General features: G+C 72.1%; 14 protein-coding genes and 1 pseudogene. 12 read left to right on the forward strand and 3 right to left on the reverse strand.

Annotated elements, in window-relative coordinates; genetic code table 11:
- Positions 1–9: 9 nt before the first annotated feature.
- Positions 10–1,800: an AMP-dependent synthetase/ligase gene (locus tag AC1DWC_RS12685; RefSeq protein WP_477908495.1), complete on the reverse strand. Its 1,791-nt coding sequence runs from the start codon at positions 1,798–1,800 to the stop codon at positions 10–12.
- Positions 1,801–1,981: 181 nt separating this feature from the next.
- Between AC1DWC_RS12685 and AC1DWC_RS12690 the strand changes: the two genes are divergently transcribed.
- Entirely contained in the window at positions 1,982–2,170 is a 189-nt protein-coding gene (locus tag AC1DWC_RS12690) for a DUF1918 domain-containing protein (protein WP_072845023.1), read from the forward strand.
- Positions 2,171–2,226: 56 nt separating this feature from the next.
- Here the strand turns inward: AC1DWC_RS12690 and AC1DWC_RS12695 are convergent, their stop codons facing one another.
- A complete protein-coding gene (locus AC1DWC_RS12695) occupies positions 2,227–3,174 on the reverse strand; it encodes a ribokinase (RefSeq protein ID WP_477908497.1) in 948 nt (315 codons plus the stop codon).
- A gap of 193 nt (positions 3,175–3,367) precedes the next feature.
- Between AC1DWC_RS12695 and folE the strand changes: the two genes are divergently transcribed.
- Complete coding sequence (folE, locus tag AC1DWC_RS12700) at positions 3,368–3,913, forward strand: GTP cyclohydrolase I FolE (protein WP_477908523.1); 546 nt, start codon at positions 3,368–3,370, stop codon at positions 3,911–3,913.
- 31 nt (positions 3,914–3,944) lie between these two features.
- Here folE and AC1DWC_RS12705 read toward each other — a convergent pair whose 3' ends face one another.
- A complete protein-coding gene (locus AC1DWC_RS12705; protein WP_477908499.1) occupies positions 3,945–5,345 on the reverse strand; it encodes an amino acid permease in 1,401 nt (466 codons plus the stop codon).
- 72 nt (positions 5,346–5,417) lie between these two features.
- Here AC1DWC_RS12705 and AC1DWC_RS12710 point away from each other — a divergent pair, with 72 nt between their 5' ends.
- The 10 genes and pseudogenes from AC1DWC_RS12710 to AC1DWC_RS12755 all read left to right on the forward strand — a co-directional run.
- On the forward strand, positions 5,418–6,692 hold the full coding sequence (locus AC1DWC_RS12710; protein WP_477908501.1) for a glutamate-5-semialdehyde dehydrogenase: 1,275 nt from the start codon (positions 5,418–5,420) through the stop codon (positions 6,690–6,692).
- Between the two features lie 63 nt (positions 6,693–6,755).
- Entirely contained in the window at positions 6,756–7,640 is an 885-nt protein-coding gene (locus AC1DWC_RS12715) for an AAA family ATPase (RefSeq protein WP_425439075.1), read from the forward strand.
- 14 nt (positions 7,641–7,654) lie between these two features.
- The gene (locus AC1DWC_RS12720) at positions 7,655–9,097 is read left to right on the forward strand and encodes a vWA domain-containing protein (protein WP_477908503.1); all 1,443 of its coding nucleotides are present in this window, start codon (positions 7,655–7,657) and stop codon (positions 9,095–9,097) included.
- Positions 9,098–9,277: 180 nt separating this feature from the next.
- The gene (nadD, locus tag AC1DWC_RS12725) at positions 9,278–9,952 is read left to right on the forward strand and encodes a nicotinate-nucleotide adenylyltransferase (protein ID WP_245709525.1); all 675 of its coding nucleotides are present in this window, start codon (positions 9,278–9,280) and stop codon (positions 9,950–9,952) included.
- A complete protein-coding gene (gene rsfS, locus AC1DWC_RS12730; RefSeq protein ID WP_072844972.1) occupies positions 9,953–10,384 on the forward strand; it encodes a ribosome silencing factor in 432 nt (143 codons plus the stop codon).
- On the forward strand, positions 10,381–11,049 hold the full coding sequence (locus AC1DWC_RS12735) for a histidine phosphatase family protein (protein ID WP_477908505.1): 669 nt from the start codon (positions 10,381–10,383) through the stop codon (positions 11,047–11,049). The genes rsfS and AC1DWC_RS12735 overlap by 4 nt, the downstream gene beginning before the upstream one ends.
- Positions 11,039–11,854: a diglucosylglycerate octanoyltransferase gene (gene octT / locus AC1DWC_RS12740; RefSeq protein ID WP_477908507.1), complete on the forward strand. Its 816-nt coding sequence runs from the start codon at positions 11,039–11,041 to the stop codon at positions 11,852–11,854. The genes AC1DWC_RS12735 and octT overlap by 11 nt, the downstream gene beginning before the upstream one ends.
- Positions 11,855–11,860: 6 nt before the next feature.
- A complete protein-coding gene (locus tag AC1DWC_RS12745; protein ID WP_477908509.1) occupies positions 11,861–12,733 on the forward strand; it encodes a DegV family protein in 873 nt (290 codons plus the stop codon).
- Positions 12,734–12,992: 259 nt separating this feature from the next.
- On the forward strand, positions 12,993–13,922 hold the full coding sequence (locus tag AC1DWC_RS12750; protein WP_477908511.1) for a ComEA family DNA-binding protein: 930 nt from the start codon (positions 12,993–12,995) through the stop codon (positions 13,920–13,922).
- Positions 13,923–14,537, forward strand: a pseudogene (locus tag AC1DWC_RS12755) (hypothetical protein); the annotation flags it as partial.

The raw sequence follows: 14,537 nt of genomic DNA on the forward strand, positions 1-14,537 counted from the left end.
CGGCGGGTCTCAGTCGTAGTACAAGGCGTCGAAGTGGGCTCGGAAGTTCTCGCCCACCACCTTCCGCTTGATCTTCAGCGTCGGCGTCAGCTCCCCGGTCTCCTGCGAGAGGTCGCGGTCGGCGATGAAGAACTTCTTCGCCTGCTCCGGCGTCGCGAGCTTGGCGTTGGCCGCGTCGACGGCCTGCTGGACCATCCCGATCACCTCCGGGTGCCGGGACAGTTCGGCGATCGAGTCCGGCAGACCCTGCGCCTGCGCCCACGGCAGCACCGTCTCGGGATCCAGTGTCACCAGCACGACGGGGTAGGGCCGGCGGTCGCCGTGCATCACGGCCTGGCTGATCCAGGGCGAGCGCTTGAGGTCGTTCTCCAGGTTCGCCGGGGTGAGGTTCTTCCCGCCGGAGGTGACGATGATGTCCTTCTTGCGCCCGATGATCGAGACGTACCCGTCCTCGTCGATGCTCGCGAGGTCGCCGGTGCGCAGCCAGCCGTCCTCCACGGCGCCGAACGAGGCGTCCTCCATCTTGTAGTAGCCCTGAAAGATGTTGCCGCCGCGCAGAAGCAGTTCGCCGTCCTCGTCGACGCGCGCCTCGAGGCCCGGCACCGGCCGGCCCACGGTGCCGAAGCGGTGGTTGAGCACGGTGTTGACGGTCGCGCCGGTCGAGGTCTCGGTCATGCCGAACCCCTCCATCACCGGAACCCCGCAGCCGTAGAAGAACTCCAGAATCTCCTTGGCGATGGGAGCCGCGCCGGTGGTGGCGAGCTTCAGGTTGCCGCCGAACAACGCACGCACGCCCTGGAACAGGGCGGCCTCGGCGGCGTCGAATGGCTGCTGCAGTTCCGCCGGGACGGGCTCGCCGCGCGCCTGTAGGTCGCGCACCCGGACCCCGACCGCCGCGGCGGCCAGCATCCGCTCGCGCTCGTCAGCCGGTTTGGACCCCACGGCCAGGGTGTAGATCTTCTCGAACACCCGGGGCACCGAGGGCAGGTGGGTCGGACGGGTCGCCATCACCTCCGGCACGATCCTGGTGGGGTCGCCACCCCAGTACGCGATGACGCCACCGCGGTCGAAGGTGAGCAACTGGAACAGCAGCGCGAACGCGTGCGCCAGCGGCAGGAACAGGTACGCGACCATGTCGGTCTCGGGGTCCGGGTTGTCCCGCGCGTCGAGTGCGGTGTTCGCCTCCATGATCGCGCGGTAGTTGCCGTGCGAGAGGACGCAGCCCTTCGGCGGCCCGGTGGTCCCGGAGGTGTACATGAACACGTACGGATCGGACGGGGCCACGGCCGCGGCCCGCCGTCGCAGCTCCTCGGCGCCGAGTTCCCTTCCCCGGCGACGTATTTCTGATGCGGGGATGGTGCCGTCCGCCTCGCCGTCGAGGATCACCACCCGTTCCAGCGCCGGCAACCGGTCGCGGACGGCGGCGATCTTCGCCACCTGCGCGGCGTCCTCGCAGATGATCGCGCGGGCCTCCGAGTTGCCGACCACCCACGCGCACTCGTCCGCGGAGTTGGTCGGGTAGACCGACACGTGCACGGCGCCGGCGGCGACGATGGCGAGGTGCGCGACCGACCAGTCCGGGCGGGTAGTGCCCAGCACCGCCACCCGGTCGCCCACCTCGAGACCCAGGTCGATCAGTCCGGCGCCGAACTCCGTGACCCGCTCGGCGAGCTCGCGGTAGCTGATCTCGTCCCACTGGTCGGGCGTGCTCTGGAACCTCGCGGCGGGCCGGTCACCGTAGGCCTCGGCGGCGCGAAAAACAAGGTCTGCGAGCGTTTTTCCTGCGATCGTCTGGTACATCGGTCAGGTGCTCCCGTCGTCCCGGTGCGACCACCTGCTGCCGGTGGGCCGCATAGTGGGGATGCTAACTCCGCGGCGCTCCCAACGGCCGCATTCCGGGGTGTCCCGTGCCCCCGGCGGGAACCGACGAGAAGTGGTTCTGCCCTGGCGCAGCCACGCCGGGTGGTCGCATACTGGGACCATGAAGGCAGCAGTTGGGGACAAACTTCATGTGCACAGCGCGACCACCGGCAGACCCGAGCAGGTCGGCGAGGTGACCGAGGTCCACGGTGCCGACGGCGCGCCGCCGTATCAAGTGCGTTTCGACGACGGCCACGAGGCACTGATGTTCCCCGGCGTGGATTGCAGCGTGGAGCACGCCGCAAACTGATCCCACGCCGGCTCCGGGTTGTCGAGTCCGGCTGGCATGTGCGTGAGGCAGCGGAGTCAGGTCGCTTCGAGTGCTGCGTCGACCTCGGCTCTCGTCGGTGCGGCGTCCGCGCCGTGCCGGGTGGTGGCCAGCGCACCGGCCGCGACCGCACGGCGAACGGCGACTGCGGGCCCCAGCCGCCACGAGGCCGCCAGTTCTCCAGTGAAGGCGTCGCCGGCGCCGGTGGTGTCGAGCACCTCCACGGCCGGCGGATCGGCGTGCACGTGCGCGCCGCCGGGTCCGTGGTGCGACGCGCCCCGGCCGCCGAAGGTGGTGACCAGGTGCGGCACCCGGCCGAGGACGGCGTCGCCGAGCTGATCGGCCTCCGTCTCGTTGACCACCAGCACGTCCACGCAGTCGAGCAGTTCCGCCGGGAGCGGCTGCGCGGGGGACGGGTTGAGGATCACGGTGACGGCGTGCTCGTGGGCGTGGCGGCAGGCGGCGACGACCGTTGGAATGGGCAGTTCCAGTTGGCACAGCAGTAGGTCGGCCGCCGAGACCGCGTCGAGCTCGCCGGCGTCGAGTTCGGTCATCGTGGCGTTCGCGCCGCTCACCACGACGATGCTGTTCTCCCCGTGGGCGTCGACGGTGATCAGGGCGACGCCGCTGGGCCCGCGGGTCTCCCGCAGCAGCCGGGCGTCGACCTCCGCGTCGACGAGGTGCTGACGCAGTTGCAGGGCGAAGGTGTCGTCGCCGACCGCGCCGAGGAAGCTCACCGCCGCGCCCGCGCGGGCCGCGGCGACTGCCTGGTTGCCACCCTTCCCGCCGGGTCCGGTGTGCAGGGACTGGCCCAGCACCGTCTCGCCGGGCTGGGGGAGCCGGGTGGTGACGGCGACCAGGTCCATGTTGATGCTGCCGAGCACGACGACACGGGTGGCGGCGGTCGAGGTGGCCGCCGGACTCGTCGTGGCGATCGCGCCCAGGGTCGGTGCCTGGCTGGTGGTGGCCTGGCTCGCCGGGATCATCGTCAACCTGCTGACCCATGCCCGGCTACTACGACGTGGCACTGCGCGACTTCGGCCTGCTGGTCGCGGCCGCCGCACTCGGTCGCCTTGCGGTCAAGTACGCCGGCGGGCACGGGGCAACCCGGTGAGTGCCGCGCTCGACCTCGAGGTCGCGCCGCCGACGCAGGTCCGGGCGGGACGGCTACGTCCCGCCGTGGACCTGCCCGCCGCCGAGCGCGCGGTCGCGGACCTGCTCCGCGCGCTGGGGCGTGACCCCGACGGCGTCCACCTCTCGGACACCCCGCGCCGGGTGGCGGCGTCGTACGAGGAGATGCTCACCCCGCGCGACTTCGACCTGACAACGTTCCCCAACGACGCGGGGTACGACGAACTGGTGCTGGCCCGGGACATCCCGATGATCTCGCTGTGCGAGCACCACCTGCTGCCGTTCCGCGGGGTCGCCCACGTCGGTTACCTGCCGGGCGGACGCATCCTCGGCCTGTCCAAGCTGGCGCGGGTGGTGGAGCTGTTCGCGCGGGACCTGCAGGTGCAGGAGCGGCTGACGATGCAGGTGGCGGACTGGCTCGGCGAGCACCTGCAGCCCCGCGGCATCGGCGTGGTGATCGAGGCCGAGCACATGTGCATGTCGGTGCGCGGCGTGCAGGCCGCCGGGACCCGGACCGTCACCTCGGCGGTGCGCGGCACGCTGCGCGAGAACCCGGCCGCCCGGCGCGAGTTCCTCGACCTGATCAGGGGCTGACCGGCTTGCCGGGAGGCGGCTGGGGAACGGCTCAGACCGCCGTCGTCGCCTTCTCCTCGCGGGACCGGAGCAGGAGGTAACCGCCGCAGACGATCACCGCGAAGACCGCGCCGACGAGCAGTGCGGTGCGGCCGGCGGAACTGAAGAACAGGAGTACCAGGACCCCCGCGAGGAAGGCCAGCGCCAGCCAGTTCGTCACCGGCGCGCCCGGCAGTCGGTAGTCCACCGCGGGCAGGCGGCCGGCCCGCACCTCGTTCCGGTACCGCAGGTGACAGACCAGGATGGTGCCCCAAACGAAGATGATCCCGACGGTGGAGACCGACGTGATGTAGAGGAAGGCCCGGTTCGGGGAGATCACGTTGACCACCACGCCGATCAGCATCACGCCCGCCGACAGGGCGATGCCGGGCAGCGGCACCGACCGTCCGCTGAGCCCGCTCAGCGCCGCCGGGGCCTCCTGGCGCAGGGACAGGCTGCGCAGCATCCGGCCGGTGGAGTAGATGCCCGAGTTGCACGACGACAGCGCCGCGGTGAGCAGCACGAAGTTCATGATCCCGGCAGCGGCCGGGATGCCGATCTGCTGCAGCACCTCCACGAACGGGCTGATCCCGGCATGGAAGTCGCGCCAGCTGGCCACCGACATGATCACCAGCAGCGACCCGATGTAGAACAGCCCGATCCGCAGCGGCAGCGAGTTGATCGCCTTGCGCAGCGTCGGCTTGGGGTCGCGGGCCKCGCCCGCGGTGACCCCGATCAGCTCCACGCCGACGTAGGCGAACATCACGATCTGCAGGCTCATCAGCGCGGCGCCGAACCCGTTGGGGAACACGCCGCCGTCCGCCCACAGGTTCGTCACGGTCGGATTGGTGGCGTGGCCGAAGCCCAGGGTGAGCACGCCGATGCCAATCAGGATCATGCCGATGATCGCGGTGATCTTGATCGCCGCGAACCAGAACTCGGCCTCGCCGAACAGTTTCACCGAGATCAGGTTGGCGCCGAACAGCAGCACCAGCACCACCAGTGCCGTCAGCCAGGTGGGGACCGCCGGAAACCAGAACTCCACGTACTTGCCGGCGACGGTGATCTCGGCCATGCAGGTCGCGACCCACACCGCCCAGTACGTCCAGCCGGTGACGAACCCGAAGAACCGGCCGAGGAACTCCTCCGCGTACTCGCCGAAGCTGCCCGAGACCGCGCGGTAGGTGAGCAGTTCGCCCAGCGCGCGCATGATCACGAACACCGCCAGGCCGGCCGCGAGGTAGGCCAGGATCAGCGACGGGCCGGCCGACTCGATGGCGGCGCCAGAGCCGTAGAACAGGCCCGTTCCGATGGCGCCGCCGATGGCGATCATCTGGATGGTGCGCGAGTTCAACCCGCGGCTGTAGCCCTCGGACTCGTCGGCGCGGAGCGCCTCGTCGGTTGTCTGTGTCATGGGCTGCCTTCGTTGGTGCGTGGAGCGTTGGGCCGGTCGATTATGCGCCGGTCGGGTCGTTACCCTGTATTCATGACCGCGGTGAACGAACCTCTGCAGGTGACCAGCGACGTCCGTGAGGCCGTGCACGAGGCCGCGCGTCGCGCCCGTGTGGCGTCCCGCGTGCTCGCCCTTCTCACGACCGCGGAGAAGGACCGCGCGCTGGGCGCAGCCGCCGACGCGCTGCTCGCCGCGACCGACGCGGTGCTCGCCGCCAACGCCCGCGACATCGACGTCGCGCGGGACGGCGGCACCGAGGAGAGCCTGCTCGACCGGCTGCGGCTGACCGCGGACCGGGTCGAGGGCATCGCGTCCGGGCTGCGTCAGGTCGCCGGTCTGGCCGACCCGGTCGGCGAGCTGGTCCGCGGCTCGACGCTGCCGAACGGTCTGGAGATCCGTCAGGTGCGGGTGCCGCTCGGGGTGGTCGGGATGGTCTACGAGGCTCGGCCCAACGTCACCGTCGACGCGTTCGGCCTCGCCCTCAAGTCCGGCAACGCGGCCCTGCTCCGCGGTTCGTCGTCGGCGGCGCACTCGAACGCCGCGCTCGTCGAGGTGCTCCGCGGCGCGCTGACCGCACAGGGTCTGCCCGCCGACGCGGTGCAGTTGCTGCCCAGCGAGGACCGATCCAGCGTCACGCACCTGATCCAGGCCCGCGGCCTGGTGGACGTGGTGATCCCGCGCGGCGGCGCCGGCCTGATCAACGCCGTGGTGCGGGACGCGACCGTGCCGACCATCGAGACCGGTGTCGGCAACTGCCACGTCTACGTGCACGCCGCGGCGGACCTGGCGATGGCCGAGAAGATCGTGATCAACGCCAAGACCCGCCGGCCCAGCGTGTGCAACACCGCCGAGACCATCCTGGTGGACCGGGCCATCGCCGACGTGGCGGTGCCGGCCCTGACCCAGGCGCTGCAGGCGCACAGCGTCGTCATCCACGGCGACCTGCCCGGCCAGGTGCCCGCCACCGAGGCCGACTGGTCCGAGGAGTACCTGACGCTCGACGTCGCGCTCAAGGTGGTCGACGGGCTGGACGAGGCGGTCGAGCACATCGACCGCTACGGCACCGGCCACACCGAGGCCATCGTCACCGCCGACCTGGCCGCGGCCCGGGAGTTCACCGCCCGGGTGGACGCCGCCGCGGTGATGGTCAACGCCTCGACCGCGTTCACCGACGGCGAGCAGTTCGGCTTCGGCGCGGAGATCGGCATCTCCACCCAGAAGCTGCACGCCCGCGGACCGATGGGTCTCGGCGAACTCACCTCCACCAAGTGGACCGTGTGGGGCGACGGGCACGTCCGCCCGGTCTGAACCGAGCACCACCCGACCTTGATCGACCAAACCTGAGGAGCCAGTGTGGACCGCGCCCTGCCGATGACGCCGCCGATCTTCGCGAGCGTCGACGAGGTGATCACCCGGCTCGCCGAGACCGGGTACCTGGCCGACAAGGCGACCGCGACCGCGGTGTACCTGGCCGACCGGCTCGGCAAGCCGCTGCTGATCGAGGGCCCGGCCGGCGTGGGCAAGACCGAGCTGTCGCGGGCCGTCGCGCAGACCGCGGGCGCCGAACTGGTGCGGCTGCAGTGCTACGAGGGCGTCGACGAGTCGCGGGCCCTCTACGAGTGGAACCACGCCAAGCAGATCCTGCGGATCCAGGCCGGCGGGGCCGGTGCGGCGGCCGGGGACGCCGCCAGCTGGGACGCCACCAAGCTGGACGTCTTCTCCGAGGAGTTCCTGCTGCCGCGGCCGCTGCTCACCGCGATCCGCCGCGAGGACCCGACCGTCCTGCTCATCGACGAGGTGGACAAGGCCGACGTCGAGATCGAGGGCCTGCTGCTCGAGGTGCTCAGCGACTTCGCGGTCACGGTGCCGGAACTCGGCACCATCGTCGCGACCCGCAAGCCGTTCGCCGTGCTCACCTCCAACGCGACGCGGGAGCTGTCCGAGGCGCTCAAGCGCCGCTGCCTGTTCCTGCACCTGGACTTCCCGGACGCGGAGCTCGAGCGCCGCATCCTGGCCAGCCGGGTCCCCGAGCTGCCGGAGGCGGTGGCCGAGCAGCTCGTCAACACCGTCCGGGTGCTGCGCGGCATGCAGCTCAAGAAGCTGCCGTCGGTCGCCGAGACCATCGACTGGGGCCGCACCCTGCTGGCGCTGGGGATGGACACCCTCGACGACGACGCGGTCCGTGCCACCATGGGAGTGATCCTCAAGCACCGATCCGACCAGCAGCGCGCCGCCGCCGAACTGCGACTGAACTGACGTAGGAGCCCCGCATGGCCGTCACCGCCGCCGCCTCGGGCGGACCCGCCGCCCCGTACGGCCTGCCCGGGCACCTCGTGGACTTCGTCGAGGCGCTGCGTCGACGCGGGATTCCCGTCGGCCCGTCGGAGACGGTGGACGCCGGTCAGGTGATGTCGGTGCTCGACCTGCTGGATCGCGAGGCCCTGCGCGAGGGCCTGGCCTGCTCGTTGCTGCGCCGGCCGACGCACCGCGCCACCTTCGACGCGCTGTTCGACCTGTGGTTCCCGGCCGCGGTCGGGGTGCGCGACGGCGGCGCCGTGGACCTGCAGATTCCGCGGCGGCCCGACGGCACCGTGGATTTCGACGCGCTGCGTGAGCTGATCGCCGGGCTGCTGGCGGACGGCTCCGCGGAGTCGCTGGAACTCACCGAGAAGCTGACCGCGCAGATGGTCGAGCAGCTCGGCCAGTACCAGTCGTCGAAGGGCCCGTCGTTCTCGGCGTACCAGGCGTTGCGGGACGTGGCGCCGGAGACGCTGGTCGAGCGGATCCTCGACGGGCTGCTCGGCAACCGCGTGCAAGGCGAGCACGACGCGGGCGACTACGCCACCGAGGTGGCCCGTCGCACCGCCGCGCAGCGGGTCGCGGACTTCCGGAAGCTGGTCGAGCAGGAGACCCGGCGGCGCTCCGCCGAGCAGCTCGGCAAGGAACGGGTGGCCACCTACGGGGTGCCGCGGCTCGCCGAGGAGGTCGACTTCCTGCGGGCGTCCGACTCCGAGCTCGTCGCGTTGCGCCGCACCGTCACCCCGCTCGCCCGCAAGCTCGCCAGCCGGCTGGCCGCCCGCCGCAAGCGCAGCCGCGCCGGCGCCATCGACCTGCGCAAGACGCTGCGCAAGTCGATGTCCACCGGTGGCGTCCCGATCGACCTGGTCCAGCGCAAGCCGCGGCCCGCCCGCCCGGAGCTGGTGGTGCTGTGCGACGTGTCCGGTTCGGTCGCCGGCTTCAGCAACTTCACGCTGCTGCTGGTGCACGCGCTGCGCGAGCAGTTCTCCCGGGTGCGGGTGTTCGCGTTCATCGACACCACCGACGAGGTCACCCGGTTCTTCGACGCCGGCGCCGACCTCGGCTCGGCGATGTCCCGGATGATCCGCGAGGCCGACCTGATCACGTACGACGGGCACTCGGACTACGGCAACGCGCTCGGGGTGTTCGCCGAGCGGTTCGCGCACAGCCTCACCAGCAAGTCGTCGCTGTTGATCCTGGGCGACGCGCGGAACAACTACCGGGACCCGAACCTGACGGCGCTGACCCACCTGGCCGCGGTCGCCAAGCACACGCACTGGCTGAACCCGGAGCCGACCGGGCAGTGGGGCAGCGGCGACTCGGCCGCGCTGGTGTACGCCGACGCGGTGACGATGCACGAGTGCCGCTCGGCGAGCCAGCTGGCCACGGTGGTCGAGCGACTGCTGCCGGTCTGACCACGCGAGCGGGAGGCGGCGACGCACCGACCAGTAAGCTGGTCACTCGTGCAGGACGAAGTGGGTGCGACGAAGAGCGGCTCGGCGACGACGCCGCAGCCTCGTGCGGCGGAGCCGTTGTCGCCTGGTGCGGCGGAGCCGAGGCGGACCGGTGCGGCAAAGCCGAGGCGGCTCGGCGTCATGGGCGGCACCTTCGACCCCATCCACCACGGACACCTCGTGGCGGCCAGTGAGGTCTCGGACCGATTCGGGCTCGACGAAGTGATCTTCGTCCCCACCGGCCAGCCCTGGCAGAAGGAGGCGCGCAGCGTCAGCCCGGCCGAGGACCGCTACCTGATGACGGTCATCGCAACCGCCTCCAACCCGGGGTTTTCCGTCAGCCGCGTCGACGTGGACCGGGAGAAGGCGACCTACACCGTCGACACCCTGCGGGACCTGCGGGCGCAGCATCCGGACGCCGAGTTGTACTTCATCACCGGTGCGGATGCGCTGGAAAACATCCTTTCCTGGCAGAATTGGGAGGAGCTGTTCCAGCTGGCGAGGTTCGTCGGCGTGTCCCGGCCCGGTTTCGAGCTCGGCATCGAGCATCTCGCCGACCACTTGGCCGATCTGCCGAAGGGCGCGCTGACGCTCGTCGAGGTGCCCGCGCTGGCGATCTCCTCGACCGAGTGCCGGCTCCGGGCCAGCGAGAACCGACCCGTCTGGTACCTGGTGCCCGACGGGGTGGTCCAGTACATCTCCAAACGCAACCTCTACCGACCGCTCGACGCAGAGCGGCTCGACGGGGCCGTCACGGTGTCGCAACCGGCACCGCACAAGATCCACCCCCAACCGCAGAACCTGGAGAACACTTAAGTGAGCGCATCCGCCGAAGCCACCGAAATGTCGCGCATCGCCGCGCTGGCAGCCGACGAGAAGCTGGCCACCGAGGTGGTCGTTCTCGACGTCTCGGAGCAGCTCGTCATCACCGACTGCTTCGTCATCGCCTCGGCGTCGAACGAGCGTCAGGTCAACTCGATCGTCGACAACGTGGAGGAGAAGCTCCGCGAGGCCGGGCACAAGCCGGTCCGCAAGGAGGGCACCCGCGAGGGCCGCTGGGCGCTGCTCGACTACATCGACATGGTCGTGCACATCCAGCACAGCGACGAGCGCGAGTTCTACGGCCTCGAGCGGCTGTGGAAGGACTGCCCGGTCGTCCCCGTCGAGGGCATCGAGGCCACCCCGCGACCCGCCGTCGACGACGAGGAGAACGCGAACCTCAACGACCGCGACGAGCCCACGCAGTGACAGCACGCCCCTCGCACGGTGTCCCGGTCCGGCGGCTGATCCTGCTCCGCCACGGGCAGACCGAGTACAACGCCGGCGACCGGATGCAGGGTCAGCTCGACACCGACCTGTCCGAGCTGGGCCGGTTTCAGGCCAAGTCCGCGGCGCGGGCCCTGGCCGAGCGCCGGCCCGCCGAGGTCGTCTCCTCGGACCTGCGGCGCGCGCTGGACACCGCGACCGCGCTCGCCGAGCAGTCGGGGCTGACCGTGAGCACCGACGAGCGGCTCCGCGAGACGCATCTCGGTGAGTGGCAGGGGCTGACCCACACCCAGGTCGACGAGCGCGACCCCGGTGCCCGGGCGGCCTGGCGCGCCGACGCACGCTGGGCCCCGCCCGGCGGCGAGAGCCGGATCGACGTCGCGCGGCGGTCCGCCCCCGTGGTCGCCGAACTGGTCGCGCAGCGTCCGGAGTGGGGCGAGGCGCCCCTCGTCCTGGTGGCGCACGGCGGACTGATCGCCGCGCTGACCGCCGCGCTCCTGGACCTGCCGGTGGACCGCTGGGCCGTGCTCGGGGGCCTGGGCAACACCAGTTGGGTGCAGCTGAGCGGACACGGCGAACCCGATGCACTCGGCTGGCGGCTGGACGTGTGGAACGCGTCGGCTAACGTAGCCAGCGATGTCCTCTGAACTAGATTCCTCGCCGGCGTCCGACGCCGCCCGCCCGGTTCTTCTGGTGCTCGCCGACTCGCTGTCGTACTTCGGGCCGAAGGGCGGGCTGCCCGCCGACCACCCACGGATCTGGCCGAACCTTGTTGCGGCCGAACTCGGGTGGGACGTGGAGCTCGTCGCCCGGATCGGCTGGACGAGCCGCGACGCCTACTGGGCGTTGATCCAGGACCCGCGGGTGTGGGCGACGGTGCCGCGCGCGGCCGCCGTGGTCTTCGCCGTCGGCGGCATGGACTCGCTGCCGTCGCCGATCCCCACCGCGCTGCGTGAGCAGATCCGGTACGTCCGGCCGCCCGCGCTGCGCCGGGTGGTCCGCTCCGGCTACCAGTGGCTGCAGCCGCGCCTCGCGCCGCTCGGCTGGCCGGTCGCGCTCCCCCCGAAGCTGAGCGTCGAGTACCTGGAGAGTTCCCGCGCCGCGCTCGAGTACATGCGACCGGAGCTGCCGGTGATCGGCGCGCTGCCGTCCGTGCACCGCAGCGACGCCTACGCGAGCGTCCACGCCGGCCGTGCCGGTGCGGTCCGGGCCCTGCAGGCGTGGGGAGCGGAGAAGCAGGTGCCGCTCGTCGACCTCGGCGAGGCGGTGCGCGAGAACGTCTTCTCCGACCAGGGCAACCCGGACGGCATCCACTGGGGCTGGGAGGGACACGAGCGGGTGGCCGCGGCGATGCTCGTGGCGATCCGGTCGGCGATGCCCGCCGACGCGGTGCCTGCTCCTTCAGAGCCGCTTCCTTCAGAGTCCCTGCCCTCGGCCGACGGCGCCCGGTAGCCCGCCGTGCCCGTCGTCGTCGTCACCGACTCCTCGGCGTGCCTGGCGCCGGAACTGGCGCGCGCACACGGCATCCGGGTGGTGCCGATGCACCTGCTGGTGGACGGCCACGACCTGCGCGAGGGCGTGGACGAGATGCCCGCGGACCTGTCGTCCGGCGCGCTGGTCACCACCTCGGGTGCCTCGCCTGGCGAACTCGCCGAGGCCTACGCCCGCGCGCTCGAGGACAGTGAGGGCGACGGCGTGCTGGCGGTGCACCTCTCCCGGCAGCTGTCCGGCACCTGGGAGGCCGGCCGTCAGGCCGCGCAGGCCTTCGACGGCATGGTCCGGATCGTCGACTCCCAGTCCACCGCAATGGGAACCGGCTACCCGGCGCTGGCCGCCGCCCGCGTCTCGCAGGCCGGCGGCGGACTCAAGGCCGTGTACCAGCGGGCCGTCGACGTGGCCAGCCGAGGCAAGGCCCTGATCATGGTGGACCGCCTCGAACAGCTGCGCCGGGGCGGGCGCATCGGCACCGCCGCGGCGCTGCTCGGGACCGCGCTGGCGGTCAAGCCGGTGCTGCACCTGGTGGACGGCAAGCTGGTGCTCAAGGAGAAGACCCGCACCATGACCAAGGCGCTGGCCCGACTCGTCGACAGCGCGGTGGACCTGGCGGCCGGGGGCGAGGCCGCGGTGGCCGTGCACCACCTGCAGGCACCCGAGCGCGCCGAGGAGGTCGCGGCGGCGCTGCAGGCCCGGATCGAGGGCATCACCGAGGTGGTGGTCGGCGAGTTCGGCATGGTGCTCGGCGCGCACGTCGGGCCCGGCGCGATCGGTGTGCTGGTGTTCCCCGGCGGTGCGGGCGCGGGAGACTGGGCCGACGTGGACGACCAGGGCTGACTGCACAGGCACGAAATCTGCCCGCGGCGTTGCCTCGTCGGCTGGGCCGCATGAGCCCGCAGTTCTTGCTTCGGGCACTGCATCCACGCTTGGGTGAATGCGGCGCCGTCGCTTTGTCCTGGCCTGCGCTCTCTCGGTCTGACCTGGGCTGACTTCTCCGGCTCGGCGATATCCACAGCCCCGCGGTCGATCCACAGGCGAGTTGTTTCTCCAGGTCGCGCCGCGGGGCCTTCGCCCGCTCGGACCTAACGTCATCGGCATGCGCAGCACCGACGAGGCGAGGGACCGGATCAGGCAGCGACTGGACGCGCTCACCGGCGGCGCCCCGGGGGTCCGGGCCGGCTCATCGGCCGACGGGTCGAATCCGGACGACGACGGGATGCGGCAGCCCGGCTGGCTGGAGTCCGACGGCGCCGCGGACGAACCGCCCCGGCCACGCGCGAGGTTCGCCCCGGGCCGCGGCGGCGTGATCGCGCTCGTGGTGGTCGGTGTCGTCGCGGCCGGCGTCGGACTGGTGGGCGCCTGGCGGGACCGCCCCTCGGCCCAGGCGGTGGCCCCGCTGCCGCAGGCGCGGACCGACGGGGGGCTCGCCGCCGCGGACCCGACGGCCGGAACGGGCCCGCCCGACCCACCGACCGCACCGGGACCGACCTCCGTGCCCGCTGTGCCCACAGACCTGGTGGTCAGCGTGGTCGGACTGGTGCAGACGTCGGGCCTGGTCCACCTGCCCGACGGGTCCCGGATCGCGGACGCCCTGGCCGCGGCGGGCGGGCCCCGCGAGGGCGCCGACCTGCTCGGGCTGAACATGGCCCAGCGCGTCGCGGACGGCGACCAGATCCTGGTCGGGGTGGCACCCGCCGACGGGCGACCCGTCACCGCAGGCAGCGGCACGGTCAGCGCGGGCGCCGTCGGCTCGGGCGCAGCGGGCCAGGCAGGGGTGGGGGAGGCCGGGCCGGGGGCGTCCGGGGGCGGCGTTGCCGGCGGCGGTGGCCCCGGAGGGAAGGTGGACCTGAACACCGCGACGGCCGAGCAACTCGACGCGCTGCCGGGGGTGGGGCCGGTGACCGCCGCCGCAATCCTCGCCTGGCGCACGGCCAACGGGAGGTTCACGGATGTCGAGCAACTCGGCGAGGTGGACGGCATCGGCCCGGCGCGGCTGGAGAAGCTCCGCGACCTCGTCGCCGTGTAGATGACCACCCCGGAGGCGCGCGCCCTGGACCTGCGGTTGCTTCCGTCGGCGCTGATGTGCTGGGCCGCAACGCTGTTCGGGATCCAGTTCGGGTGGCGGGCGGCGCTGTGGCTGGCGGTCGGGATGGCCGCCGTCGCGGTGCTGGTGGCGGGGATCGGTGTCCGGGCGGGAGTTGGTGACCGTCTTCGGCGCGAGGATCCAGGCCCGGCCGGTGGCCGCGCCGCTGGGAGCGGGTCCGGTGTGCGGGTGACCGTGTCGGCGGGAGTGCTCGCCGCGCTGCTGGTCGGGGCGGGCTTCGCGGTCGCGGTCGCGGCCCGGGAGCACGCGGCGGCAGCACATCCACTCGCGGCGGTCTCGGCGCGCGGCGGTCACGCCGACGTCACCCTCGCTCCCGTGGAGGACCCGCGTCCGGTGCGTTCGCCGTCCGGGGACACGGTGCTGATCCGGGCGACACTGCGCTCGATGGAGATCGGCGGCGCCGAGGTGGAGGTGGGCGGCGCGGTGGTGCTGTTCGCCCCGGCGGAGGGCTGGCGCGGCCTGCTGCCGGGCCAGCGGGTGCGCCTGCGCGCCGAGGTCGGCGCGCCCCTGCGCCGCGACCTCACCGTCGCGGTGCTC

The organism is Rhodococcus sp. P4_C10 (assembly GCF_056402135.1).

Coding starts and splice junctions, on each gene's coding strand:
- AC1DWC_RS12715 (WP_425439075.1), top strand. CDS start 6,756: ATGACGCCGCCGATCTTCGCGAGCGTCGACGAGGTGATCACCCGGCTC.
- AC1DWC_RS12695 (WP_477908497.1), bottom strand. CDS start 3,174: ATGATCCCGGCGAGCCAGGCCACCACCAGCCAGGCACCGACCCTGGGC.
- nadD (WP_245709525.1), top strand. CDS start 9,278: ATGGGCGGCACCTTCGACCCCATCCACCACGGACACCTCGTGGCGGCC.
- AC1DWC_RS12685 (WP_477908495.1), bottom strand. CDS start 1,800: ATGTACCAGACGATCGCAGGAAAAACGCTCGCAGACCTTGTTTTTCGC.
- AC1DWC_RS12690 (WP_072845023.1), top strand. CDS start 1,982: ATGAAGGCAGCAGTTGGGGACAAACTTCATGTGCACAGCGCGACCACC.
- AC1DWC_RS12710 (WP_477908501.1), top strand. CDS start 5,418: ATGACCGCGGTGAACGAACCTCTGCAGGTGACCAGCGACGTCCGTGAG.
- AC1DWC_RS12750 (WP_477908511.1), top strand. CDS start 12,993: ATGCGCAGCACCGACGAGGCGAGGGACCGGATCAGGCAGCGACTGGAC.
- AC1DWC_RS12720 (WP_477908503.1), top strand. CDS start 7,655: ATGGCCGTCACCGCCGCCGCCTCGGGCGGACCCGCCGCCCCGTACGGC.
- octT (WP_477908507.1), top strand. CDS start 11,039: ATGTCCTCTGAACTAGATTCCTCGCCGGCGTCCGACGCCGCCCGCCCG.